Raw genomic sequence first — 25,956 nt, 5'->3', positions numbered from 1 at the left:
CCTATGCCAATCGTGATTATTCTTGAACCAGCTTCTTCTCAAGCTTGCTTAACCGCTTGTGCATCTCTTCGATACGCATCACCCGGGCGGCGGTCTTGCGCCACTCTTTATTGGGTTGCAGAGGAATACCTGAGGAGTAGACACCGGGCTCGGTGATGGGTCGCATTACCATGGACATACCGGTCACGGTCACCTGGTCACAGATCTCCATATGCCCGTTAAAGACAGCAGCGCCACCAATGATACAGTATTTGCCGACTTTGAGACTACCGGCCATCGTGGTCGCGCCCGCAATGGCGGTACCGTAACCGATTTCGACGTTGTGAGCGATCTGGCACTGGTTGTCGATGATAACGTTATCGGCGATGCGGGTATCTTCCAGCGCACCGCGGTCAATGGTGGTACAAGCTCCAATCTCGACCCGATTGCCGATGGTCACACCACCGATTTGGGGGATTTTGATCCACTCGCCACGTTCATTGGCATAGCCGAAACCATCGGCGCCGATCACTGTGCCGGATTGAACCAGACAGTCGGTGCCCATGGTGACATTGTGATAGAGGGTCACATTGGCCCATAACCGGGAGCGCGCTCCCAGCCGGGTCTGTTGACCAACAAAACAACCCGGACCAATGTGTACATCATCTCCCAGCACCACGCCAGATTCGATCACTGCATTGGCCCCGATGGCCACTCTCTCACCCAGCTGCACATCCGCCGCAATCACCGCGCTCGGATGGATATCCGTGGCCGGTTGCGGGGTGGTGTCCAGCAGTTGGGCTACCTTGGCAAAGCCCACATAAGGGTCTTTGAGCACCAGTGCATGGGTGGGACAAAATGGCAAATCCGCCTCTGTAATAAGCACGGCGCTCGCCTTGCTCTGCTCCAGATAATGCCGGTATTTTGTGTTGGAAAGGAAGGTAATCTCACCCTTCCCGGCCTTTTCCAGTGTCGCTACCTTGCGGATTTCCACGGTTCCATCGCCATGGATCTCGGCCCCCAGTTGCTGGGCCAGCTGTGCGAGAGTGAATGCCATCAATTAGTTGCTCTTGCTTACCTGAGAAATAACCTGACCAGAGATGTCCAGCTTGCTGGCGGCGAACGGGGCGGCATTGCGCTCCAGCACCAGATCGTAACCATTGCTCTTGGCGATGGAATCGATGGCAGCCTGTACCTTGGTCAGGATCTTGTTGCGCTCTTCAGACTGACGGCGACCGTTGTCCTGTTCAAACGCCTGACGCTTCTGGTTGAACTCCATCTGCAGCTTGGCCAGTTTCTCCTGATTCTGCTTCTTCTGCTCGGCGCTCATGAAGGCTTCATCTTTGCGGAACTTTTCGACCAGCTTCTGGCCATCCTGTTCCAGCTTTTGCAGCTCACGCATACGCGGCTCGAATTCGCCTTTCAGCTTGGCGGCTACCGCTTCACGCTGGGGCAGCTTTTGGAAAACTTCACCCATATCAACCACGGCGATCTTGGTCTCAGCGAAGGCAGAACCCATGCCGGCAGCCATCAGTGCAAAGCTCAAACCAGCTACTTTCAACGCTTTATTCACACTTACTCCTTGTTCCCTCATGGTGAGGGCTACCTGATTTACCTGATTATGCAAGCGGCGTTAAGACCGTCTTGTTACCTGCTGAGGCACGCATAGCGCGCGTCCCATCATTACCTGCCCCCACCCTATGGCTGGGGGCGATACGCGATTTAGAAGGTACGACCGATGTTGAAGGAGAAGACTTCGGTGCGATCTCCCTCGTATTTCTTGATAGGTTTGGCCAGGGCGAATACCAGCGGACCCATCGGCGACAGCCACTGCAGGGAAACACCGGCAGAGACGCGGATGTTGCCCGGGTTAGAGTAGTCCTGACTCAAATAGTTGCAATCAGCACCTGCTGCGCAAGGGTATGCCCCGTTGGCAAAGTCAGTGCTCCAGACAGTACCTGCATCAATAAAGGCCGTGGAACGGATCTGCGGGCGATAGGTCTCGGAAACGAACGGGGTCGGGAACACCAACTCGAACGATGCAACCGCCAGCGCATTACCACCGACCGAGGTATCAGAACCTTCATAACTGCCGGTTTCACACGGTTGATTACCGGTACAACCTGGCGTTCCTGGTTTGTTGTAAGTCTTGTAGATCGCCTTGGGACCAATGGTATTGCTCTTGAAGCCCCGCACCGTATCGAAACCACCGGCATAATAGTTCTCGAAGAACGGCAGCATGGAGTCATCGCCATAGCCATTACCGTAGGAAACCCGTCCCTTACCGATCATCACCCAGTTGTGATCCGCATCGAGCGGGAAGTAGTGGGCATCTTCGGCGGAGAGCTTGTAGTACTGCAGCTCCATGCCCGGCACTGTCACCTTGGCATTGATCCGCTGACGGTCACCGGAAGTCGGGAACATCCCCTTGTTCAGGGTGGAGCGGGTCCAGCCAGCGGTCACATCGACAGTAACGAAGTCAAGGTTGGAGCCATCCTGGGAGTAGATATTCCAGAACTGATCCATCTGCACCGACTGACGGTTGTCGTTCCACTGATCCCAGCAGTAGGTATTACCGTCTGACTCCGGGTTATCCTTCAAGCAATCCTGATAGTTCTGGGCGTTGAATGAGGGGCGGCTCAGCTTGGAGCTCTCAATACCGGTACTGAAGTCGAGACGGTTGAACTCGTTGACCGGGAAGCCGCTGGAGAGACGGAAACCTATGGTTTCGTTCTCGTAATCAACGATATCCGCATCGTCAGCACGGAACTGGTTGTAGTAAACCCGACCACCGAGACTGACACCATCCACGGTGAAGTAAGGGTCGTTGTAGCTCAGGTCAACGTTCTTGGAGTAGTCGTTGGTGCTGGCGTTGATAGAGACCTTTTTGCCAGTCCCCATAAAGTTGTCCTGGGAGATCCCCGCCTGCAGGCTCAGACCTGACTCGGTGCCGTAACCGATACCGGCGTTGATGGAACCGGCAGGCTGCTCCTTGACTTTGAAGTCAAGGTCGACCAGATCGTCGTTGCCCGGTACCCGCTTGGTATCCACTTCAACACTCTCGAAGTAACCAAGACGGTTGAGACGGCTCTTGGACTGCTCGATGTTGTCGGAAGAGAGCCAGGTGCCTTCCATCTGGCGCATCTCGCGGCGCAGCACCTGATCTTCAGTGGTGGCGTTGCCGTTGAAGTTGATATTGCGCACATAGACGCGGGGGCCCGGCTCCACGTTGACGATCAGCTCCACTTCTTTGGTCTGATCGTTAACTTGCGGGAAGGTAACCACTTTCGGATAGGCATAGCCATAACGGCCGAGGAACTTGGAGAGCACCTCTTCGGTGTGGGTCACCTGACTGGCGGAGTAGGTGCTGCCAGCAGCGATCGGGATCAACCCCTTCATCTCGCCGCCGCGATCGATCAGATCACCCTTGATTTGCACACCAGAGACCTTGTACTGCTCCCCTTCCTTGATGTTGAGGGTGACATAGACCCCCTTCTTGTCCGGGGTCATGGAGACCTGGGTGGACTCCTGGCTAAAACGGATATAGCCACGATCCATGTAGTAGGAACGCAGGGTCTCGATATCACCGGCCAGTTTCTGCTTCTGATAGCGCTGATCGGCGGTGAAGTTCCACCAGGGCACTTCGTCGCGCAGGGAGAGTTGGGCAATCAGCCGCTCTTCTGCAAACGCGCTGTTACCCACGATGTTGATCTGCTCGATCTTGGCCGCTTCACCTTCGACAAAGGTGAACTTGAGGTCGACCCGGTTGCGCGGCAACGGGGTGACGATGGCCTTGACCTTGGCGGAGTATTTACCCACGCCGTAGTAGAAATCCTCCAGCCCCTTCTCGAGGGAGGTGAGTACGGTGCGATCCAGCGGATCACCCACACGGATACCGGAGGACTCCAGACTCTGGGTCAGTTGCTCCTCTTTGATATCCTTGTTGCCGGCAAACTCGATGCTGGAGATGGTTGGACGCTCCTTGACCATCACCTGCAATACCTGGCCATCCCGATAAACCTTCACATCCTCGAAGTTACCAGAGGAGTAGAGTTTTTTGATGGCGCTGGCCAGGGCCATGGAGTCGACCGTGTCGCCGACCCGGATCGGCAGATTCAACAGTGCGGCACCCAGAGTCACCCGTTGCAAACCGTCGACCTGGATATCTTGCACCACAAAAGAGGCAGGGGCCGCCTGGGCCAGGAAACTGGCACCCAGCAGGCAACTCAACACCAATGCTTTTTTAACAGCCATTTTGTTCTTATGTGTCCTTGTTGATGCTCTGGCCTCAGAGGCGAGCGAAATCGTTAAACAGCGCAATGCCCATCAATAACATCAGAATGGCGGCGCCAATCCTGAAACCCACTTCCTGTATTTTGTCTGATACCGGCTTGCCGGTGACCGCTTCGATCAGGAAATAGACCAGATGACCACCATCGAGTACCGGTAAGGGGAACAAGTTGATGATCCCCAGATTGACGCTGATCAGCGCCAGAAAACTCAAGAAATAGACCAGACCATAATCGGCACTGTTACCAGCGCCTTTGGCAATGGAGATGGGACCACTGAGGTTATCCAGCGACACTATGCCAGCAACCAGCTTGCCAATCATGTCAAAGGTAAGGGTGATCAGACTCCAGGTCTTGTCAGCCCCCTGCCACAGCGCCTCTAACGGCCCATACTGTAACAGAATTCGATATTCATCAGGTAATGGAACCAGTTGCGGCGAGAGACCGACAAAACCGACCATTTTACCCTGCACCTTCTTGGTATCCGGGGTCAAGGTCACGGTCAGATCACTGCTATTGCGCTCGACCACCAGTTGCAAGGGTTCACCCGGTGCCTGTTGCACCCGTTCGACAAACTGGGCCCAAGCGGTGATCGGCTCCTCACCAACCTGCTTGATGCGATCGCCGACCTGCAGCCCCGCTTTTTCACTGGCACTGTTGGCCACCACGGCGGCGACCACCGGCAGCACTTTGCCACTGAGGGGGACTATGCCCAAACTGCCAATGGGCGACTCTTTATCCGGATCAAAGGTCCAGCTCGCCAGCGACAACACTTTGTCAGTGGTATAGCTGGTATCGGGTGACTGCACCTTGAGCGTGACAGCATCATCCCCCAGATGGCTGATGAGGGCATAGGTCACACTCTCCCAGTCACCGGTCTGCTCATCGCCTACCCCGACAATTTCCATCCCCGGCAACACGCCAGCCTCGGCCACAATAGAAGCCGGGCGAACCTCGCCAATCACCGGCTTGACGCTCGGCACCCCGATGAGAAACATCAGCCACAAGGCAAACAGGGCAAACACAAAGTTGGCAAACGGGCCCGCTGCGACAATCGCCATCCGCGCCCAGACACTCTTGTGATTGAAGGCATACTGCTCGTCACCGGGCTTTAGCTCATCGACCCGACCATCAAGCATCTTGACGTAACCGCCAAGGGGGATCAGCGCCAGCACATATTCGGTGCCATCTTTCCCCATCCGGCGCCAGATTGCTTTGCCAAAGCCGATGGAGAAGCGCTCAACCCGAACACCGCAACGGCGGGCAACCCAAAAATGGCCAAACTCATGAACCGCAACCAATAAGCCAAGGGCGATAACAAAAGCACCGATATTCCACAAAACTCCGCCCATCAGCCAAGCTCCTCAATCAGGTTGTGAGCACGGGCTCTGGCCGCACCATCCAGGGCAAACAAATCATCGAGCGAACTGACGGCACTGCTCTCCAGCGCCAGCATGACGGTTTCGTTGATCCGGGCTATCTCCATAAAACCGATACGCCCTGCCAGGAAGGCGGCAACAGCCTCTTCGTTGGCGGCATTGAGCGCCGTAGTCGCCGCTTGCCCCTTCTGGCAGGCATTGATGGCCAGCGCCAGACAGGGGTAGCGATCGTAATCAGGCCGGATAAAGCTGAACTCTCCGACACTGAAGAAATCTAAAGGTTCCACACTGGAGGGGATGCGATTGGGGTAAGCCAGTGCATGGGCAATGGGGGTGCACATATCTGGATTGCCAAGCTGGGCCAGCACGGAGCCATCCTTGTACTGCACCATGGAGTGGATCACCGACTGCGGGTGGATCACCACCTGGATCTGCTCGGGAGCGGCATTGAACAGCCAGCGCGCCTCGATATATTCGAGCCCCTTGTTGATCATGGTGGCGGAATCCACCGAAATCTTGGCCCCCATCGACCAGTTGGGATGCACGATGGCCTGCGCCGGCGTCACCTTGGCCAGCTCGCCGATCTCGGTGTAACGGAACGGGCCACCAGAACCGGTCAGCAGGATCTTGCTGATCCCTGCCGCCGCCAAATCGCAAAAGCCGGGTTCACGCTGCACTGCCGTTGGCAGGCACTGAAAAATTGCATTGTGTTCGCTGTCGATGGGCAACAGTTCAGCGCCGTACTCTCGCACCGCGTTCATAAAGAAAGCACCGGACATCACCAGCGCCTCTTTATTAGCGAGCAGGATCCGCTTGCCAGCCCGCACCGCCGCCATGGTCGGTGCCAGCCCTGCAGCACCGACGATGGCCGCCATCACGCTGTGGGCATCAGGGTGAGCCGCCACATCGCAAAGAGCAGCAGCGCCTGACATCACCCGGGTGGCACTGCCGTGGGTCTTGAGGCGACTGGCCAGTTCACGGGCAGCCTCTTCATCGACCATCACCGCAAAACGGGGAGCAAATTCGAGGCAATCCCGCAGCATGGCATCCACGCTGCGGGCAGCGGTCAACGCCAGCACTTGCCAACTGCCCGGATTATGGCGCAGCACCTTGAGAGTACTCTGACCGATGGAGCCGGAAGCTCCCAGAATCACCAGGTTGCGCATCAACACTCCTGCGTCAATAACAGTTCAATAGCGCTCTGTGCACGCGACACCATCAGCAAGCTGAACATCAAAACTCCTGACCGAGTAGCAGATAACTGAGCAGAAATACCGGCAGGGCGGCAGTCAGGCTGTCGATCCGATCGAGAATACCACCGTGACCAGGCAGCAGGGTGCCAGAATCTTTAATGCCCGCTTCCCGCTTGAACATACTTTCCGTCAGATCGCCGAGCACCGACGCCAACACTGCCAGCAGGGAGCAAAACAGGATAATCCCCATCTTGGCAGGCACAAACCCCACCCACCAGGTGACACCGATGGCCAGCAGGCTGGCGGTGAAGAGGCCACCACACATGCCTTCAATGGTTTTACCCGGGCTGACGGCCGGTGCCAGCTTGTGTTTGCCAAACGCCTTGCCGAAAAAATACGCGCCAGAATCTGCCGCCCAGACCAGTCCCATCACGAACAACAGGATCCAGGCGCCCATCATGGGGTCATGGTAAAAGTTGTAACCACGGATAGCGACCAGCGACCAGAAGAAGGGCACCAGGGTCACCAGACCAAACAGCGACTTGAGCCAAATCGACTCTTTCCACAGTTTGGCGCTCTGGGGATAGCGCAGCACCAACAGCAGACCCAGCAACCACCAGCTGGCCGCAGTCCAGAGCACGCCCATCACTATGGGGTGCAGGTGAGGTGTCCAGAGTTGCTCAACCGGCAACCAAAAAAGGCTGGCACCGAGTAACAAGCAAAACACTATGGGTAACCATTGCTGCGGGGTAGCAAAGACAAACCCGCTCCATTCACGACTGGCCAACAAAAACACCAGTGCAGCCAACAGGGCAAAAAATTTCAATGGCAGAAAGAAAAGCGCCCCCAACACCAGGGGGATCAACATCAAAGCAGTAATAATTCGTTGTTTTAGCAAAAGAAACCTCTCTCTTGGGAGCGGGGTTTAGCCGGTCTGCTGCTCGGCGATCAATTCCCGTATCTGTTCACCCGTACAGCCAAAGCGACGCTCGCGGGCCACGAAGGAGGCAACTGCCTCACTGAACTCGGCCTCGTTGAAATCAGGCCACAATACCGGGGTAAAATAGAGCTCGGCATAAGCGAGCTGCCATAACACAAAGTTGCTGATGCGATGATCACCACCGGTACGGATCAACAGGTCCACCGGCGGTAAATCGGCCATGCAAACCTCACGGGTCAACATGGACTCATCAATATCATCGGCAGCCAGTTCACCGGCTGCCACGGCCTTTGCCAGCCGGCGGGCCGCTTGAGCGATATCCCACTGGCCGCCATAGTTGGCCGCAATATTCAGGGTCAAGCCCTTGTTATTGGCGGTCAGGGCTTCCGCCTTGGCGATTTTGGCCTGCAACCGCTCACTAAAGCGAGCAGTATCACCAATCACCTTGAGCCGGATCCCGTTGTTGTGCAGTTTCTGCACTTCCCGGCTCAATACCGTGATGAACAGCTCCATCAAGGCACTCACTTCCCCCGCCGGACGACGCCAGTTTTCGCTGGAGAAGGCAAACAGGGTCAGCGCATCTATTTTGGCCCGCGCGGCAAAGGTGACGGCCTCGCGCACCGACTTGACGCCCGCCTTGTGGCCATAAACCCGCATCTTGCCACGGTTTTGGGCCCAGCGGCCGTTACCGTCCATGATGATGGCCACGTGACGGGGCAAAGACGAGTTGGCACAATCACCCAACGCAGCCAAAAGTGACATGTAATTCTCCTACAAAGACAAAAGCGCCGTGCAGGGGCACTACACGGCGCTCGTAATATACCTTTCGAAGGCTTAGATTTCCATTAGCTCCTTCTCCTTTACGGCAAGGGCCTCATCGACCAGCTTGACGTAGGAGTCGGTCAGCTTCTGGATCTCTTCCTGGGCACGACGGTCGTCATCCTCGGAGATCTCTTTGTCTTTCAGCAGCGCTTTCAGATCAGCGTTGGCATCACGACGGATGTTGCGCACCGCAACACGGGCATTTTCCGCTTCGCCACGAACGATCTTGGTCAGGTCGCGACGACGCTCTTCTGTCAGTGCAGGCAAGGGAACGCGCAGGGTCTGGCCATTGCTGGACGGATTCAGGCCCAGATCGGAGGTCAGGATTGCCTTCTCTATCGCCTGGATCATCGAACGGTCAAAAATGGAGATGGAGAGGGTGCGAGCATCTTCCGCAACCACGTTGGCCAACTGCTTCAGCGGAGTGGCAGAACCGTAGTACTCAACCTGAATACCATCCAGCAAGCTTGGATGAGCGCGGCCAGTGCGGATCTTGGACATCTGGGTCTTGAGCGACTCTACGCTCTTGCCCATACGGTCCTTGGCATCGTTTTTAATCTCGTTGATCACAGTGATTTTCCTTTTGGCGAACGAGCCGTCACACGGCTCGTGTCTATCTTATTTACTGACGTGATGGATAGGATAAGAGCGCCTGGTGGCTTGCCGTTATCTTACTTACCAACGTGGTGGATCAGCGTGCCTTCCGGCTCACCCATGATAACCCGACGCAACGCACCCGGTTTGTTCATGTTGAACACCCGGATCGGTAAATTGTGGTCACGCGCCAGGGTAAACGCAGCAAGATCCATTACCTTGAGCTCTTTTTCAAGAACTTCATCATAACCCAGTTCATGATACAGCACGGCATCCGGATTCTTAACCGGATCCTCGTTGTATACACCATCGACCTTGGTGGCTTTCAGCACCACGTCAGCTTCGATCTCGATCCCGCGCAGGCAAGCCGCAGAATCGGTGGTAAAGAAGGGGTTGCCAGTACCGGCAGAGAAGATCACCACTTTGCCGGCGCGCAGCTGGCTGATAGCCTCGGCCCAGCTATAGGAATCACAGACGCCCTGCAGGGAGATGGCCGACATCAGACGGGCATTCACATAAGCACGATGCAGGGCATCACGCATGGCCAGACCGTTCATCACGGTAGCCAGCATACCCATGTGGTCGCCCACCACGCGGTTCATGCCTGCTTTGGCAAGACCGGCACCACGGAACAGGTTGCCACCACCGATGACCAGACCGACCTGAACACCCAACTCAACCAGTTCCTTGATCTCTTGGGCCATCCGCTCCAGCACCGCTGGATCAATGCCAAAACCCTCGGATCCTTGCAGGGCTTCACCACTCAACTTCAGAAGAACACGTCTGTATGCAGGCTTGGGATTGGTACTCATGTCACTGATTCCTGGTCATATAAAGACCGCGACATAAGTCGCGGTCTGGGGAAACGGAAAAACCGGTTCGATTAAGCCTTCTGAGCGGCCGCGACTTGAGCTGCTACTTCAGCAGCGAAATCGTTCTCTTGCTTCTCGATGCCTTCGCCCACTTCGAAACGGGTGAAGGAGACAACGTCAGCGCCTTCTTTCTTCAGCAGCTCGGCAACGGTCATGGAAGGATCCTTCACGAACGGCTGACCAGTCAGGGAAACCTCACCGGTGAACTTCTTCATGCGGCCTTCAACCATCTTCTCGGCGATCTCTTTCGGCTTGCCAGAGTTGATGGCGATGTCGATCTGAATTTCGCGCTCTTTGGCAACGACTTCAGCAGACACGTCTTCAGGCTTGACGAACTGCGGGCTGTTGGCAGCAACGTGCATGGCCAGATCTTTGGCCAGCTCGCTGGAACCACCGGTCAGCTTGGTGATAACACCAATGCGGGAACCGTGAACATAGGTACCCAGGTTGTCACCTTCAACCAGCATCACGCGACGCAGGTTCATGTTCTCACCGATCTTGGCGATCAGGTTGGTAACGGTCAGCTCGACGGATTCGCCGTTACCGAAGTCAGCAGCTTTCAGCGCATCGATGCAAGAAATTTTCTGAGTTGCAGCGATATCAGCGATCTTCTGGCCCATTGCCATGAAGCTGGCATCTTTGGCGACGAAGTCGGTTTCGCTGTTCAGCTCGATCATGGCAGCGATGTTGCCTTCGGTACGGGCGAAAATAACGCCTTCAGCAGCGATACGACCGGCTTTCTTGGCGGCTTTGGCCTGACCAGATTTACGCATGTTTTCGATTGCCAGCTCGATGTCGCCATTGGCTTCAGTCAGTGCTTTTTTGCAATCCATCATGCCAGCGGCGGTGCGCTCGCGCAGTTCTTTTACCAGGGCGGCGGTAACGATAGACATTCCAGTTTCCTCGGTCTTCAATTGACAAGAAACAGGGGCCACAAGGGCCCCTGCTAACCAATTTACATCAGCTTGGTTAATAAGGGCTTTACAGTCCTTATCACTTACTGAGCTTCAACGAAGCCATCTTGTTCAGCTTGAACAACGATGTCCTGCTCGCGAGCTTCCAGTACGGTGTCAGCAGCAGCATTCAGATACAGCTGTACGGCACGGATAGCGTCGTCGTTACCCGGGATGACATAATCAACGCCGTCCGGGTTGGAGTTGGTATCAACGATGGAAACGACCGGGATACCCAGGTTGTTGGCTTCTTTGATAGCGATGTGCTCGTGGTCGGCATCGACAACGAACAGAACGTCAGGCAGGCCACCCATGTTCTTGATACCACCCAGGCTCTTCTCCAGCTTTTCCATTTCGCGAGTACGCATCAGCGCCTCTTTCTTGGTCAGCTTTTCGAAGGTACCGTCCTGGCTCTGGATTTCCAGATCTTTCAGGCGCTTGATAGACTGACGAACGGTTTTCCAGTTAGTCAGCATACCGCCCAACCAGCGGTGGTTTACATAGAACTGGTCGCAACGCTCAGCGGAATCTTTGACGGCTTCAGCGGCGGCACGCTTGGTACCAACGAACAGTACCTTGCCTTTCTTGGCAGCTACGGAGCTGATGAAGTTCATGGCATCGTCAAACAACGGAACGGTTTTTTCCAGGTTGATGATGTGAACCTTGCTGCGGGCACCGAAGATGTAGGATTTCATTTTCGGGTTCCAGTAACGAGTCTGGTGACCGAAGTGAACGCCGGCTTGCAGCATGTCGCGCATAGAAACTTTAGCCATTTTATACCTCTGTATTGGGGTTAGGCCTCCACACATCCCATATAACCGACCCGTTAAGGCACCCCGGTATATGTGTCGATGTGTGTGTGTTATTGATTAAGGGTGATGAAATGCGGACGCAAGTTCCCCATTCCGGCGCGCTTTATACCATAACTTTGCTCGAGACACCACCAAGCGACCACCAAAACAGGTGTAAAAATGGATCCCGCCCGAACAGGCTGCGGTGCCGATTTGACGTTGTGATGACAATCACACTGGAAGTACGCGGGGGTTGCGGATAAAATTTTGCCCTGATTGCAAACGCATCTATTTTTCATTACCTGTCCTGTCTGCCGTATTCGGTACCAGCGGCAGGCCGCAAGAGAGATCCCATGTCCATTAAAATCAAGACACCGGAAGAGATTGAAAAGATGCGCGTTGCCGGCCAATTGGCCGCCGATGTGCTGGTCATGATTGCGCCCCATGTCAAAGCTGGCGTCACCACTGACGAACTGAACACCATTTGCCACGACTATATGGTTGACGTGCAGCAGGCGGTTCCGGCCCCGCTCAACTACCACGGCTTCCCCAAATCCATCTGCACCTCGGTCAATGATGTGATCTGTCACGGTATTCCGAACCACAAAAAATTGCGTGATGGCGACATCATCAACCTGGATATCACTGTCATCAAAGATGGCTATCACGGTGATACCTCGGCCATGTTTGTGGTGGGCGATACCACCCCGCTACGCCACAAGCTGTGCAAGGTCGCACAGGAGAGTCTGTACGCCGCCATCAAGAAGGTGCGCCCGGGTGCCTGCATCACCGAGCTGGGTGCAGTGATCCAGCCTATCGTCGAGCAGGCCGGTTTCTCGGTGGTACGTGACTATTGTGGCCACGGCATCGGTAGCGATTTCCATGAAGAGCCGCAGATCCTCCACTATCGCAACAGCGGCAAGCTGGAGCTGAAGGCAGGCATGTGCTTCACCATCGAACCCATGGTCAACAGCAAGAAGTATCACTGCAAGGTCAATCCAAAAGATGGCTGGACCGTGACCACCAAGGATGGCGGCGACTCCGCCCAGTGGGAGCACACCCTGCTGGTGACCGAGGATGGCTGCGAGGTGCTCACCCTGCGCCCCGATGACACTATCGACCGCATCATCAAACACAGCTAACATCGAACCCCGGCCCTGACATCCCCAAGCGCCGGGGTTTTTGTTGACTGTTTTAGCCCAATGCCTGCCACTTGCGTGTGAGATGCCATGGACGCCAGCCTGCTTTCCCCCCATTTGTTGCCCGATGACCAACTCACCCGTGACAACTGCAAAGAGTACCTGAGCCGCTTTCTCGTTTGGTTGCACGCCCGTTTCGATGCCGGTGACAATATCATCGAGCTGGTCGCCACCCGCTCCGAATATATGGATCAGCTGCTCATTCGGCTGTGGCAAAAGTTCGGCTTCGACAAGAGCGAGCTGACCCTGATCGCGGTGGGGGGCTATGGCCGCGGTGAGCTGCACCCCCACTCCGACATTGACCTGCTACTCCTCTATCAAGAAGAGGAGTTGGACGAGGTGCTGGGCTTGCGGATCGGTGAGTTCATTACCTTGCTGTGGGATCTCAAGCTGGAGGTGGGTCAGGCAGTGCGCAACGTGGCGGAGTGCCTTGAACAGGGCCGCGCCGACATCACTGTGGCCACCAACCTGATTGAGGCCCGTTACATTACCGGCCGCAAAGAGGGCTTTTTGCAGCTCAAGCAGGCGACCAAACCCCAGCACTTCTGGCCGAGCGAAGCTTTTTTTCGCGCCAAACGCCAGGAACAGGCGGAGCGTCATCGGCAATTTCTCGGCACCGCCTACAAGCTGGAGCCCGACCTCAAGAGCAATCCGGGCGGCCTGCGCGACATTCAGACCCTAGCCTGGGTCGCCCGCCGCCATTTCGGCGCCACCACCTTGTTCGAGATGACCAGCCACGGTTTTCTCAACCGCGCCGAGTACCGCGAGCTGCTCGACTGCCAGAATTTCCTGTGGAAGGTGCGCTTTGCCCTGCACATGGCCATCAACAAAGGGGATAACCGCCTGCTGTTCGATCGCCAGCGCACCGTGGCCCAGATGCTGGGGTTCGAGGGGGAAGGCAACAGCCCGGTCGAGCAGATGATGAAGCGCTTCTACCAGACGGTGCGGCGAGTCTCCGAGCTGAACGAGATGCTGCTGCAGCTGTTTGACGAGGCGATCCTCGGCAACACCGCCATGGATGTGCGCCGCCTCTCCGACGAATTCCAGATCCGTGGCCGCCTCATCGATGCGGTGGATGCGGAGCTGTTTAGCCGTGAACCAGCCGCCATCCTGCGCCTCTTCTACCAGATGGCCCAGCATCCCGAGATAGCGGGCATTCACTCGGCCACCTTGCGCCAGCTGCGCGAGGCGCGCCGCAAACTCAACAACTGGCTACAGGATTTGCCCGATTGCCGCCGCCTGTTTATGGCGCTGCTGCGCCACCCCAACGGCATCGGCCTGCCGCTCACCCTGATGCACAAATACGGCATCCTTGCCGCCTATCTGCCCCAGTGGAATCTGATTGTCGGCCAGATGCAGTTCGACATGTTCCACGCCTACACTGTGGATGAGCACACCCATCGACTGCTCAAGAACATTCATCAGTTCCCCAATCCGGCCAGTCGCCAGAGCCACCCGCTCTGCCACGAAGTGTTCACCCGGCTGCGCAAACCTGAGCTGCTCAGCATCGCTGCATTGTTTCATGACATTGCCAAGGGGCGGCGCGGCGATCACTCGGAACTCGGCGCCGTCGATGCGCTGGAGTTCTGCCAGTTGCATGGGCTGGATCGCTACGAGAGTCGGCTGGTCGCCTGGCTGGTGCGCCACCACCTGTTGATGTCGGTCACCGCCCAGCGCCGCGATATCTACGACCCCGACGTGGTCACCGATTTTGCCCAGAAGGTGCGCGACGAGCAGCATCTGGACCTGCTCTACTGCCTCACCGTGGCCGATATCTGCGCCACCAACGACACCCTGTGGAACGACTGGAAGGGCACCCTGCTGCGGGAGCTCTACTTCGCCACCCAGAAGGCGCTGCGCCAGGGGCTGGAAAATCCGCCTGATATGCGGCTGCGCATTCGCGAAAACCAGCGTCTGGCCAAGCAGTTCATGGCACAGCGGGATGTATCGGAAGCAGCGATCAACCTGCTCTGGGCCGACTTCAAGGCAGATTACTTCCTGCGCCACAGCCCGGAGCAGATCGCCTGGCACTGCCGCCACATCATCGAGCATGGCGATAATCCGGCGCCGCTGGTGATCATCGGCAAACACCCGACCCGTGGTGGCAGCGAGGTGTTTATCTACTGCCGCGATACCCCGAATCTGTTTGCGACCGTCGCCTCGGCGCTGGATCAGAAGAACCTCAATATCCACGACGCCCAGATCATGAACTCGCGCAGCAACTTCGTGCTCGATACCTTCGTGGTGCTGGAGCCGAGCGGCGAACCCATCAGCCCCAACCGCACCGCCACCATCAAGAAGGCGCTGGAGAAGGCGCTGCAGGAGCCGGGCAAGCTGGTGCTGCGCAACAAGCCACTGTCACGGCGCCACCGCCAGTTCAGCGTGCCGACCCGGGTGGTGTTCCTCCCTCATAAAGGGGAGAGCCGCCACACCCTGATGGAGCTGACCGCCCTCGATACCCCCGGCCTGCTGGCCCGGATCGGCGCGGTATTCCAGCAGTGCGGGCTGTCGCTGCACGCCGCCAAAATCGCCACCTTTGGCGAGCGGGTCGAGGACTTTTTCAGCCTGACCAGCCTCGATGGCGAGCCATTGACCACCGAGCAGCAACAGCAGCTGGAAGAGCGGCTGGTGCACCAGCTCAACCCCCAGCAGTCGGTGCTGGATTAAGCGGGCTGTGATTCGAAAGAGGCTGTTTATCGGGCGTTTTTTACCATGCCAAACAAATGGTTGGCGCACACCGGATGAAGAAATGGTCGCTGGCCAGAAGAATTCCGGTCAACCCCTTAAAAACAGTCGGAAAAGTGTGATACAACAAACAGAATTTTTTAAAGGAAACCTGTCATGACCGAGTTGCAACAGATCATTGAAGCGGCCTTCGAGCGCCGCGACACCATTACTCCGGGCTCCGTGGATAGCGCCACCAAGTCCGCCATCCTGCAAGCCATCGACCTGCTGGACTCCGGCAAGGCGCGGGTTGCCGAGAAGATCGCCGGTGAGTGGGTTGTCCATCAGTGGTTGAAGAAAGCGGTACTGCTCTACTTCCGCATCAACGACAACGGCATCATCAAGGGCGACGATGCCCAGTACTACGACAAGGTTCCCCTCAAGTTCTCCAACTACACCGCCGAGCAGTTCAAGGAAGCGGGTGTGCGCGTGGTGCCGCCAGCAACGGCCCGCAAAGGCTCCTTTATCGCCCCCAATACCGTGCTGATGCCCTCCTATGTCAACATCGGCGCCTTCGTTGATGAAGGCACCATGGTCGATACCTGGGCCACCGTCGGTTCCTGCGCCCAGATCGGTAAGAACGTCCACCTCTCCGGCGGCGTCGGCATCGGTGGCGTACTGGAGCCGCTGCAGGCCAACCCCACCATCATCGAAGACAACTGCTTTATCGGTGCCCGCTCCGAAGTGGTTGAAGGGGTGATCGTCGAGGAAGGTTCCGTCATCTCCATGGGCGTCTTCATCGGCCAGTCCACCCGCATCTATGACCGCGAAACCGGCGAGATCCACTACGGCCGCGTACCGGCTGGCTCCGTAGTCGTCTCCGGCTCCCTGCCCTCCAAGTGCGGCAAGTACAGCCTCTACGCAGCGGTGATCGTCAAGAAGGTCGATGCCAAGACTCGCGCCAAAGTCGGCATCAACGCCCTGCTGCGCTCCATCGACGAGTAATCAGCATTGCGGTGATAAAAGGGCGCCTGATGGCGCCCTTTTGATTTTGGCGCCCCTGTCACAGGCAAGCCATCAGGCTTCGGTTAAGATTGACGGGACAGGATCGTTTCAACCGAGGAAGCCTGATGTACGAGAATCTGAAGAGCCTGGGGATCCAGGAGCCCACCTCCGTCGACAGCTACACCCTGCGCCAGGAGGCCAACCACGACATCCTCAAGATCTACTTCAAGAAGCAGAAAGGGGAGTTCTTCGCCAAGAGTGTCAAATTCAAGTACCCCCGCCAGCGCAAAACCATGCTGGTCGACTCCGGTACCCATGAGTACAAAGATGTCACCGAGATCAACGCCAACCTCAAGTACGTGGTGGATGAGCTGGACAACCTGACTCAAGGTGTCCATCAGCAGGCCGATCCAGACATCAAACAGAAAATCCTGCGCGATCTGCGCCATCTGGAAAAAGTGGTACAGAACAAGATCAAAGATATTGAGCGGGATCTGGATAAACTCTAACCCCTGCCCCACGATTATCCGAGCGCCACTCTGGCGCTCTTTTTATTGGCGGGCACCTATTGGCAGAGACGGCCTTTGCAAGCTCGTGACCAACAGGATAAGCCAGCTACAACACGCCTGCGCCGGTTCCCCAGAATCATAAGATCAGTTGTTGCCAAGCCAATCCTTGCCTCTGTGCAGCTCGAACAGCGCCAAGTCGGTGGGCGGCAGAAATAGCAAGAGGGAGGCTTTCGCCTCCCTCTTCAAACACGCAGATATTTAGGCAACAGGATTAGTTGCTCTTAATCCAGATGTCCATATCGGTTTTCAGGTTATCGGACTTGGTACCGAAGATGGCTTGTACGCCGGAACCAGACACGACCACACCGGCAGCACCCAGTTTCTTCAGACCAGCCTGGTCAACCTTGGCAACATCGTTCACGCCAACACGCAGACGGGTGATGCAAGCATCCAGAGAAGCGATGTTCTCTTTACCACCGAAGGCAGCAACCAGTGCAGCAGACAACTCGTCTTTGCTTTGGCTAACGGTCTCTTCAGCAGTCTCGTCTTCACGACCCGGGGTTTTCAGGTTCATGGCACGGATAACGAAGCTGAATACCACGTAGTAGATGGCCGCGTAAACCAGACCCAGACCTACCAGCAGCAGCATGTTGTCGGCACGTGGAGATTGCACCACGAAGTCGATGAAGCCGTTGGAGAAGGTATGACCATGTACCACGCCCAGGGAGTTGGTCAGCACATAAGCCAGACCAGCCAGTACAGCGTGGATTGCGTACAGTACCGGAGCGATGAACAGGAAGGAGAATTCAATCGGCTCGGTGATACCGGTCAGGAAAGAGGTCAGGGCGGCAGAGGCCATGATACCAACGATCTTGGCGCGGTTTTCCGGCTTGGCAGCGTGAGCGATAGCAAACGCAGCAGCAGGCAGACCGAACATCTTGAACAGGTAGCCACCAGCCAGCTGACCAAAACCGTTACCGGCAGCGCGGGAAGCGTCATCAGCAGTCAGGAAGCAGGTCATGATACCGTGAACAGTTTCACCGGCAGCGTTAACACAGGTACCGGCCTGATAGAAGAAAGGCACGTTCCAGATGTGGTGCAGACCGAACGGGATCAGTGAGCGCTCAACTACGCCGTAGATACCGAAAGCCAGTACCGGGTTCTGGTTGGCAGCCCAGTCAGAGAAGGCACCGATAGCAGCGCCAACTGGCGGCCAAATCACCGACAGGATCACACCCAGGCCGATAGAGACGAAACCTGTGATGATAGGTACGGCACGCTTGCCCGCGAAGAAGCCCAGATACTCTGGTAGCTGGATCTTGTAGAAACGGTTGAACGCCCAGGCGGCAACACCACCGGCGAGGATACCGCCCAAGACACCGGTGTCGATCTTGTCAACACCCATCACTGGCGCCATCACTGACAGAGTGGCGGTCATGATACCGTAGCCAACGATGGCTGACAGACCGGAAACACCGTCGTTATTGGTAAAGCCAAGGGCCACACCGACGGCGAACAGCAGGGCCATCTGACCGAATACAGAGCCACCGGCCTGTTCCATCAAATGGGAAACAATTTCTGGCAACCAGCTGAAGTTTGCAGCACCGACGCCGAGCAGAATACCTGCTACTGGCAATACGGATACCGGCAACATCAGCGATTTACCAACCTTTTGCAGATTAGAAAACGCATTTTTCATCATGTGTGTATGCTCCTGAATGGATCGTCTTCCCTGAACGATTTATCTGGATGAGATAGCAATATTTACATCCAAACATCTTCGAGTCGGGTTTGTTTATTTTGACCATCAGAATATAACTCAGCGAGTCGTAAATTGCTGCTTTCGAAGAAGGGGGAATATTGAATTTGGAGGGGAGATCACAACTTGTTTAAAGGCTAAATAACCATGATTTTATAAGTTAAAAGCTCTCATCGTCACTCTATTACAAATAAACATAAACTACAGTTTCTGATTGTATTTTACTTAAACCAATTGAATCTTAATAATTCCAAACGTAACAAAAGGTAACTGACTGGTTTTATTTATTACAGTTTACCGATTAAAAAGGCCTCCAACAAGGGAGGCCTTCATAAATATATTGTGCCAACAGCGAGCACTGCAACACTATTTTTGCGAGCGTTTTACCGCATCGACAAACACCGTTTTCGCTTTGGTTGAACCGGCCCGCTCGGCCTCGTTAACCAGCTTCATCGCCTTGTCGATATCCCCCGCCTTGACCGCTTTTTCGATCTGGCTCTGATAGAAGGCTTCGGTTTCATTCAGCATGACCGGAGCAGGCTTACTGGCTACCACCACACCGGCAGTTGCTGCCGTGGCAACAGGCACCGTCAGTTTATTTGGGGTAAGGTCAACGATAGGCGCGTTAGCATCGATCGCTTCCTGGTAAACCGGTTTGTAGAAGTTATCGCCCAGCACACTGGCACTCATATCTTCCACATCAATTTTGACGACACCCCATGCGGAGTGCGGGATCAGCGGATCCTTGGCACCATAATCCTGTACGCTCAAAGACTTGGCCATCATCTTGGAAGGGCTCATGGCTTGAGTTGTCTGGCTCAGGGTGGCCTCGGCGGTGTAAATCACCATGTAGGTTTCGTTGTTCGGGTTACCCACGTAGGAGCGATCGATGGTAAAGACACCCTCTACCCGATCCCCATCCAGCATGCGTGCTGGCTTGTAAGCGATGATGTCGGCACCAATGGTACGGGTCGGCTTGAACTGGGAATCCAGCAGCAACACGGTGGGGTTAAACAGCGTCTTGTCGATCAGACCTGCGACCGTAATCTTGAGATCGCCGGAGTTGGTCGGCAGCTTGAAGGCTGCGTAATAGCTCTTTCCTTCCGGGAAGTTGAACACTGCTGAGCTGCCATCAATGGCGATCACTTTTTTCTGCTCAGCAGCCAACGACTGATAGCGCAACTCACTGATACTGATGCAACATACAGTCGCGGTACCGAGTTGCTGCAGTGCACTGGCACGACTATCGAGGATGCTCTTGTACTCCTGAGTGGGAGCCACCGTTGCCTCAAGAGACGCACATGCCGTCATCAGGGTGGAACACAAAACCGTCAACGCTATCTTGGTATATTTCATCTGCAAGCCCTACGCGCCATCTTGAAAAAAAGAGCCCCCGACAAGCGGGGGCGACTTGGTATCAGGTGATGGTGAGATTACCACCAAGCTTCCGCTTGTACACCGAAGTTCAAAGCATCATCTTGCTTAACACCGTTGCTGTTTTCGCGGAAGTTGCCGTCTTGCTGAACATAGGAGGCAAATACACGGATCTCTGGGCGAGCAAAGAAGCCAGAACCCGCAGACCAAGCCTGCGCCAAGGTGTATTTAGTGCCATCCGTGCTGGTTTTCACACCATTAACATCTTTATTGTCATTGAAGTAGCCAACTTCTGCGATGGTCTTCATCACATCGTTCCACTTGTACATCGGACGAGCGACAATGGAGAAAGTATCTTTATCTGTTGTATCTTTATCCAGACCATTAGCCTGTGCGTAGAGGATCTGGTGGCCAAACTCAACCTTGTCACCAATGGGCAGTACACCCCAGTTAATCAAACGGAAGCCATTACCACTGGATGCGGCTTGGCTTAGGTTACTACCTGAACCAGCACCATAATCAACCCCTTGGGCAGCCAAACCGTCAATAAAATACTGCGCCACTGTTTTGTTGAAACCGCCCAACATAGACTGAGTCAGCTCAGCGGTGAACATATGACCATCTTTGTAATCAGGATTCTGACGCTCTTGCTCATCGGTCAAGTTTGCCATGGCATAGTCATAACCTACTTCCAGAGAGGCATCGGTCCAAAGCGGAATACCGGCATAACGGATATCAAAGGTATTGGTATTTACACGATCATCAATTCTGATCGGATCACCATTTTCATCCAACACCTGCTTTCCGTTAGAGTCCTTTCTATATTGAGGATCATTCTCTGAATAGATAGCATCCCACGGATCATTACGAACCACGGCGACAGACAGCTTGCCTGGGCCTACTTCGATATTTTCTACACCAGCTCCGGCACCCGAGACGTTCCAATAGTAGAAGTCGGTGATATGGATATCGTGACGCTGATAGTAACGCTTACCTGCCCACAAGGTTTCGTTGCCACCAAACAAATTCTTGGCCTGCACATTAAATTGGGACAAGGCAAAGTCAGCAGTCTTATCGTTCGCATTTTCCCAGTCACGACCTTGTTTACCTGCCTTCATGGCAATCATGGAATCTACATAGAAGGTCTGGTTGTTCTTGTTGTAGACCTCTTGGCCCAACTGAACTTCACCATAGGTATCGCTCTCGTTACCCAGACGACCCACACGATTCTGGCTCATGGTCTGCATATCGCCGTTATCGGAAACACCGACACCGGAACGCATGTAACCGTGGAAATCTACGGCAAAGGCGGCTTGGGAAGCCAGGGCGGCAGTAACAGCTGCTGCAATCGGGAGCCACTTCATTTTCATTGTCATATTCCTTATTTCCCGCAGTGAGGAGTGTGATCCTTAATATTTAACTTCTTATCACCACGTAATCCTGTTGGTGATAACCGAGGTCGATTATAGGGAGTGGGGTACACCACAAATATGAGCAGACTCACAAAATGGCGACAAATAGCTCACCATACAGACAAGGCAACAACAACAAACAAAAAAACACACCTAGGCGCAATAAAAACCCCAAAAAAAAGCCTTCAACGCACAAAAAGGCACGCTGAAACCGTTGTCAGTCATTAATTCGCGATAGAACATAAGTTGTTATTTTACGATTCAATGACAAAAACATGACTGAGATCGCTTTCAAGATTGAACTTTTATTTAGATGACTAGTCCGCTACACGCTGGCAAACATTCCTGTGACAGGATGCCGAGTGAGGGGAATATTCCTCTATCAGGGGGGAAATATACGGGATACAAGACGCAGAGATAGTACAAATAACAATCCCCTGCCGGGTAAAGATCAGGGGATTGATATGGCTCTATTTCAAAGAATATTCAGGGCTGAATATCCCAGTTTTGCAACCAGCCGAGAGCCACCCGTTCGGGTTCATCGTGCAAGGTGGCATCCAGTTCCAGTGGGGGAATAACCCGTACGCCCCCCAGCTCCTGCAGCAACCCGTCGAGGTGGCGGCCAGCGCCGCAAAAATGGGTGTAGCTGCTGTCCCCCATGGCAATCAGGGCATACCGCAACCCCTTGAGCCAGGGCGTCTTGTCAGCGAGCTCAGTGGCAAAGGGTTGCAGATTGGGGGGAATATCCCCCTGCCCGGTCGTTGCACTGATCAGCAATAAAAAACGGCTGGGGTCGATGTCCGCCAGCCGTGCTTCTTCATACAGAGTGCAGTGATGGCCCTTGCGTTCCAGCTCATCTGCCAGCGTCTCGGCCACCAGCATGGCTGCGCCATAGACACTCCCTACCACGATATCGATCTGTGCCATTTTCTGCCCCCTGCTTTAGTCGCTATCTTGAGCAACTCTCTTGAGCAACTCTATCAGCAAGCTGGCGTCAGATGCCACCCGATAAGGGCCCGAGTAACAGGGGCTTAGTAATCGCTCTCGCTGGCGGGCCAGCCCAGTTCCGCAAAAAGCTGCAACAGCTGCGGGCCAAGGGGGGCCTGAATACGCATCGGCACCTTGAGCACCGGATGGGTAAAGCTTAAGGTGCGGGCCACCAGCAGCAGCCGCTCACAGCCATACTGCTCGCGATAGAAACGGTTATGCCGGCCATCACCGTGGCTGGTGTCGCCAACAATGGGATGGAACAGGTGAGCCATGTGGCGACGCAGCTGATGCTTGCGGCCGGTTTTCGGGAACAATTTGACCAAGCTGTAGCGACTGGTGGGGTGCTTTTTGGAGACCGCGTGAGGCAGCTCGACCTGATGCAGGCGACGGAAGGTGGTGACGGCATCTTGCGCCGGACGATCGGGGGCGCTCATGGCATCGGCAATTTTATCGAGCTGCTCCTTGAGGGGATAGTCGATCACCCCCTGCTCGGGCGCCCAGCCCCGCACCAGCGCCAGATACTCTTTGTGTACCTGACGATGGGTAAACGCCTCGGTCAGGGTTCGCGCCACCGCGGGACTGAGGGCAAACAGCAGTACCCCGGAGGTGGGGCGATCGAGCCGATGCACCGGATAGACATGGCGACCGCCGATCAGATCCCGGGTCATCTGCATGGCAAAACGGGTCTCCGCCTTGTCGAGCCAGCTGCGGTGCACCAGCAGACCAGAGGGCTTGTTGACCGCCACCAGCCACTCATCCTGATAGAGCAGGGTTAATTTGAGTGATGGCTCTTCCACCACGGGCTCAGCGGTGACGGCTGCAACACTCATTGCTCAGCCACTTTGCCGGAAAGCAGCAGATCGAAGCGGGCGATCAGGCGCAGCAGCGCTTCTGCCTCGGCCAGATCCTCTTTGTAGACTTCGCTGGCCATGGGATAAAGGGAGACGCTGGTGGGCAACGGCGCCTGCAACATCACCAACTGCTCCATGCGCGGGATCAGCACGAACTGCAGCCACTGATCAAAGCTCAGGGTATCGACACAAAAAGGCAGGGTGCTTGCCAGGGCTTCGTCACCGGGATGGTCAGCTTGCCAGCGCTCAAGGCGCTGCAACTCGGCGGTGAGTTCCCCCAACAGGCCAGCTACCAGCAAATATTGATTCATCTCGCTCTCTTCCTCATAACCACAGATTGATCCGCTGATCCGACAGGGCCAGCCAGGATGCCAGTACATTCGGTCGCGCAGCACCGGCGATTCAGCCAGCTCGTCGACATACACGGCAGCCAGCGCGGCCTGCCGCCGTTAAAAAAGGGCGATACTATACACCTCCCCCCGCATGGCTGCCATGTTGATATCTGCCGCAACGCGCGTCTGCTGCCACTGGCTATCCTCGGCAAGGGCCTTATAATCGGCCCGCATCACCATTAGCCGGATCTCACCATGTCTGTGACGCCTACTGCCATCAATACCTTGACCGAATTTCTGACTCAGGCTGGCACCCAGTTCCAGCTGTTTGACATGGGCCGCCAGGTGCGGCCACTGGCAAGCGATACCTTTGTGCGTATCGAACAGCAGCAGGAGCCCTATCCCTGGCCGCTGCAACAGCACGCCTGGTTGGGTGTGCACTTCTTCCAGCCGAGCGAGTCTCGCCACTACCTCTGGTTTCTCAAGTTTGCCCTCGATGAGCGCGGCCTGCTGATGTCAAATGGCCCCAAGCTGTTCATGGATCAGGTGGTGGAGACCCTGGGCTACAAGCTCACCGGCGAGCTGGATGAAGAGAAGGCCCAGCGCCTGGCTGACAATCCCTACACCTTCCGCCCGGCAGAGGCCAAGATGGCCAGTCTGCACGCCAAGCTGGCCCGCCAGCTGGAGCAGGCGCCTTCTGCCTATTTCGATGCCCTCTGCCACTATCTGGCCGCCCCCAACGACAGTGGTTGGCAAGCGCTGGGGCTGCAGGGCTTTGCCGATCTGGCCGAACGACTGCATGACGAACGCAATCTGGCGCTGATCTGCAAAGCGCTACCAAAACTGCCGCAAGAGCCGCTCTATGCCTTGTGCCAGAGCCTCGAAAACGCCCCGCTGCCACCCGCAGTACAAGGGGCCTTGCTTGAGCGGATCGGCAAGGAGCAGGAGTGCGCCGCCCCCAACCCGGAGACCCTGGCCTATCTGTGCCGCGCCATGGCCTCCTGCCCCGGCAGCACCTTGCGCAGCAACAAACTGCTGACCCTGCTGCAAACCCAGCCGAGCCCGGCACTGCTGCTCGCCATTGCCGGTCGACTCTGGACCGATATGAAAGATGCCAATCTGCTCAGCGACTATCTGGAACAGCTGGCACTGCAACCGACCCAGTTCTTCAATCAGGTTTTTGCCGAGTTGGTCACTTTACCGGCCCTGCGCAATGATATGCTGGCCAGACTGCGCGACCCCGACCGCAGCGATGCGCTGGGCAAAGCCATTGGCCGCCTGTTTGCTTCGGCCTGATCCCCTGACACCACGGGGAATAGCGGCGGAATAAAAAACAAGGAAACCGGGTGTGCCAAGCAGGCCTCCCGGTTATCGACATCACGATAAGGAAGCCCGCCTATGGGAGATATGCTCGCCATTTTGTTGCTGATTGCCGTTGCCGGTCTGTTCTGGCTGCAACGCCGTCAGGCCGAACTGGCCTGGCAATATATGCGCCGCTACTGCCAGCACCATGATTTGCAACTGCTGTCACTGGCCCGCAGCCGTCGTGAGTTGGCCCGCAATCCCCTGCGGCTGCTGACCCACTACCAGTTTGAATTTTCCAGCGATGGCGAGAGCCACTATCAGGGCACCCTCAAGATGCAGGGTCTGCACGTCGTGGGAGTCGATCTACCACCCCATCGCATGCCCTCTGTCTGATCCCCCGTCTCGTCTCTGCGCCAAGGGGGCGCGCCTGACTATAATCTCAGCAATGAGTTAAGGGAGAGACGAGATGGAACCCCTTGTCCACGATCTGCCAGCCCTGTTTGCCCAGCTCGGGATGGCCAACGACGAGCTGAGCCTGCACCGCTTTGTGCATGACCATCACCTCGACAATCAAACCCTGCTGCCGGAGGCGACCTTCTGGAGCGCCGCTCAGGCCAGCTTTCTGCGCGATGCCCTGTGGCACGATTCCGACTGGTGCGAGGCGATCGACCTGCTCGATGTGATGCTGCGCCAGCCCCGCTAAGCCGCCCGCCCCTTTCCTCCCCTGCAGGCTTTGGTTAAGAT

The 25,956-nt window shown here is 55.8% G+C and carries 24 protein-coding genes; 7 read left to right on the top strand and 17 right to left on the bottom strand.

The features are described from left to right. Positions 1 to 16: 16 nt before the first annotated feature. The 11 genes from lpxD to rpsB all read right to left on the bottom strand — a co-directional run bounded on the left by lpxD (position 17) and on the right by rpsB (position 11,794). Positions 17 to 1,036 carry a UDP-3-O-(3-hydroxymyristoyl)glucosamine N-acyltransferase gene (gene lpxD, locus CF137_RS17095; RefSeq protein WP_139720546.1) on the bottom strand — a complete coding sequence of 340 codons (1,020 nt, stop codon included), beginning with the start codon at positions 1,034 to 1,036 and terminating at the stop codon, positions 17 to 19. A 3-nt stretch (positions 1,037 to 1,039) separates the two neighbouring features. Further along, entirely contained in the window at positions 1,040 to 1,552 is a 513-nt protein-coding gene (locus CF137_RS17090; protein ID WP_042020080.1) for an OmpH/Skp family outer membrane protein, read from the bottom strand. A gap of 149 nt (positions 1,553 to 1,701) precedes the next feature. After that, the gene (gene bamA, locus CF137_RS17085; protein WP_139720544.1) at positions 1,702 to 4,233 is read right to left on the bottom strand and encodes an outer membrane protein assembly factor BamA; all 2,532 of its coding nucleotides are present in this window, start codon (positions 4,231 to 4,233) and stop codon (positions 1,702 to 1,704) included. Between the two features lie 34 nt (positions 4,234 to 4,267). After that, positions 4,268 to 5,620, bottom strand: coding sequence for a sigma E protease regulator RseP (rseP, locus tag CF137_RS17080; protein WP_139720542.1), 1,353 nt, complete (start codon positions 5,618 to 5,620; stop codon positions 4,268 to 4,270). Next, a complete protein-coding gene (gene ispC, locus CF137_RS17075) occupies positions 5,620 to 6,813 on the bottom strand; it encodes a 1-deoxy-D-xylulose-5-phosphate reductoisomerase (protein ID WP_139720540.1) in 1,194 nt (397 codons plus the stop codon). Before ispC ends, rseP begins: the two co-directional genes overlap by 1 nt. A gap of 67 nt (positions 6,814 to 6,880) precedes the next feature. Beyond that, positions 6,881 to 7,738, bottom strand: coding sequence for a phosphatidate cytidylyltransferase (locus CF137_RS17070; protein WP_101319762.1), 858 nt, complete (start codon positions 7,736 to 7,738; stop codon positions 6,881 to 6,883). A gap of 27 nt (positions 7,739 to 7,765) precedes the next feature. After that, on the bottom strand, positions 7,766 to 8,542 hold the full coding sequence (gene uppS / locus CF137_RS17065; RefSeq protein ID WP_042020074.1) for a polyprenyl diphosphate synthase: 777 nt from the start codon (positions 8,540 to 8,542) through the stop codon (positions 7,766 to 7,768). A 72-nt stretch (positions 8,543 to 8,614) separates the two neighbouring features. Next, the gene (frr, locus tag CF137_RS17060; protein ID WP_042020072.1) at positions 8,615 to 9,172 is read right to left on the bottom strand and encodes a ribosome recycling factor; all 558 of its coding nucleotides are present in this window, start codon (positions 9,170 to 9,172) and stop codon (positions 8,615 to 8,617) included. Between the two features lie 101 nt (positions 9,173 to 9,273). After that, entirely contained in the window at positions 9,274 to 10,008 is a 735-nt protein-coding gene (pyrH, locus tag CF137_RS17055; protein ID WP_042020071.1) for a UMP kinase, read from the bottom strand. Between the two features lie 71 nt (positions 10,009 to 10,079). Further along, entirely contained in the window at positions 10,080 to 10,961 is an 882-nt protein-coding gene (gene tsf, locus CF137_RS17050; RefSeq protein WP_101319760.1) for a translation elongation factor Ts, read from the bottom strand. A gap of 104 nt (positions 10,962 to 11,065) precedes the next feature. After that, positions 11,066 to 11,794, bottom strand: coding sequence for a 30S ribosomal protein S2 (rpsB, locus tag CF137_RS17045; protein ID WP_042020069.1), 729 nt, complete (start codon positions 11,792 to 11,794; stop codon positions 11,066 to 11,068). A 371-nt stretch (positions 11,795 to 12,165) separates the two neighbouring features. Between rpsB and map the strand changes: the two genes are divergently transcribed. The 4 genes from map to CF137_RS17025 all read left to right on the top strand — a co-directional run bounded on the left by map (position 12,166) and on the right by CF137_RS17025 (position 17,189). Beyond that, positions 12,166 to 12,954: a type I methionyl aminopeptidase gene (gene map / locus CF137_RS17040; protein WP_139720538.1), complete on the top strand. Its 789-nt coding sequence runs from the start codon at positions 12,166 to 12,168 to the stop codon at positions 12,952 to 12,954. An 87-nt stretch (positions 12,955 to 13,041) separates the two neighbouring features. Next, complete coding sequence (glnD, locus tag CF137_RS17035; protein ID WP_139720536.1) at positions 13,042 to 15,678, top strand: bifunctional uridylyltransferase/uridylyl-removing protein GlnD; 2,637 nt, start codon at positions 13,042 to 13,044, stop codon at positions 15,676 to 15,678. A gap of 174 nt (positions 15,679 to 15,852) precedes the next feature. After that, complete coding sequence (dapD, locus tag CF137_RS17030) at positions 15,853 to 16,680, top strand: 2,3,4,5-tetrahydropyridine-2,6-dicarboxylate N-succinyltransferase (RefSeq protein WP_005338581.1); 828 nt, start codon at positions 15,853 to 15,855, stop codon at positions 16,678 to 16,680. A gap of 125 nt (positions 16,681 to 16,805) precedes the next feature. Next, the gene (locus tag CF137_RS17025; protein WP_139720534.1) at positions 16,806 to 17,189 is read left to right on the top strand and encodes a DUF3461 family protein; all 384 of its coding nucleotides are present in this window, start codon (positions 16,806 to 16,808) and stop codon (positions 17,187 to 17,189) included. Positions 17,190 to 17,460: 271 nt separating this feature from the next. Here CF137_RS17025 and ptsG read toward each other — a convergent pair whose 3' ends face one another. The 6 genes from ptsG to CF137_RS16995 all read right to left on the bottom strand — a co-directional run bounded on the left by ptsG (position 17,461) and on the right by CF137_RS16995 (position 23,886). Continuing rightward, on the bottom strand, positions 17,461 to 18,891 hold the full coding sequence (gene ptsG, locus CF137_RS17020) for a PTS glucose transporter subunit IIBC (protein WP_042020061.1): 1,431 nt from the start codon (positions 18,889 to 18,891) through the stop codon (positions 17,461 to 17,463). A 423-nt stretch (positions 18,892 to 19,314) separates the two neighbouring features. Beyond that, positions 19,315 to 20,229, bottom strand: a complete 915-nt coding sequence (locus CF137_RS17015) for a MalM family protein (RefSeq protein WP_240038561.1) — start codon at positions 20,227 to 20,229, stop codon at positions 19,315 to 19,317. A gap of 152 nt (positions 20,230 to 20,381) precedes the next feature. Further along, positions 20,382 to 21,692 (bottom strand): maltoporin, encoded by a 1,311-nt coding sequence (locus tag CF137_RS17010; protein WP_139720530.1) that lies wholly within the window; start codon positions 21,690 to 21,692, stop codon positions 20,382 to 20,384. A 528-nt stretch (positions 21,693 to 22,220) separates the two neighbouring features. Beyond that, positions 22,221 to 22,661, bottom strand: a complete 441-nt coding sequence (locus tag CF137_RS17005) for a flavodoxin (RefSeq protein WP_139720528.1) — start codon at positions 22,659 to 22,661, stop codon at positions 22,221 to 22,223. 104 nt (positions 22,662 to 22,765) lie between these two features. Continuing rightward, complete coding sequence (gene truC / locus CF137_RS17000; RefSeq protein WP_068976809.1) at positions 22,766 to 23,554, bottom strand: tRNA pseudouridine(65) synthase TruC; 789 nt, start codon at positions 23,552 to 23,554, stop codon at positions 22,766 to 22,768. Continuing rightward, positions 23,551 to 23,886: a YqcC family protein gene (locus CF137_RS16995; RefSeq protein ID WP_139720526.1), complete on the bottom strand. Its 336-nt coding sequence runs from the start codon at positions 23,884 to 23,886 to the stop codon at positions 23,551 to 23,553. Before CF137_RS16995 ends, truC begins: the two co-directional genes overlap by 4 nt. A gap of 276 nt (positions 23,887 to 24,162) precedes the next feature. On the opposite strand from CF137_RS16995, the gene CF137_RS16990 reads away from it, so the two are divergent. The 3 genes from CF137_RS16990 (at position 24,163) to CF137_RS16980 (ending at position 25,915) form a co-directional block, all read left to right on the top strand. After that, positions 24,163 to 25,203 (top strand): DUF3549 family protein, encoded by a 1,041-nt coding sequence (locus CF137_RS16990; protein WP_139720524.1) that lies wholly within the window; start codon positions 24,163 to 24,165, stop codon positions 25,201 to 25,203. Positions 25,204 to 25,305: 102 nt separating this feature from the next. Further along, positions 25,306 to 25,605 carry a DUF3301 domain-containing protein gene (locus tag CF137_RS16985; RefSeq protein WP_101323873.1) on the top strand — a complete coding sequence of 100 codons (300 nt, stop codon included), beginning with the start codon at positions 25,306 to 25,308 and terminating at the stop codon, positions 25,603 to 25,605. Positions 25,606 to 25,678: 73 nt separating this feature from the next. Continuing rightward, entirely contained in the window at positions 25,679 to 25,915 is a 237-nt protein-coding gene (locus CF137_RS16980; protein WP_101316155.1) for a DUF2789 family protein, read from the top strand. Positions 25,916 to 25,956 lie beyond the last annotated feature (41 nt).

This window comes from Aeromonas sobria (assembly GCF_006243315.1).
GTDB classification, from domain to species: Bacteria; Pseudomonadota; Gammaproteobacteria; order Enterobacterales; family Aeromonadaceae; genus Aeromonas; species Aeromonas sobria_A.
Note: the sequence above shows the minus strand (reverse complement) of the source record. Positions and strands in the feature narration are given on the sequence as shown.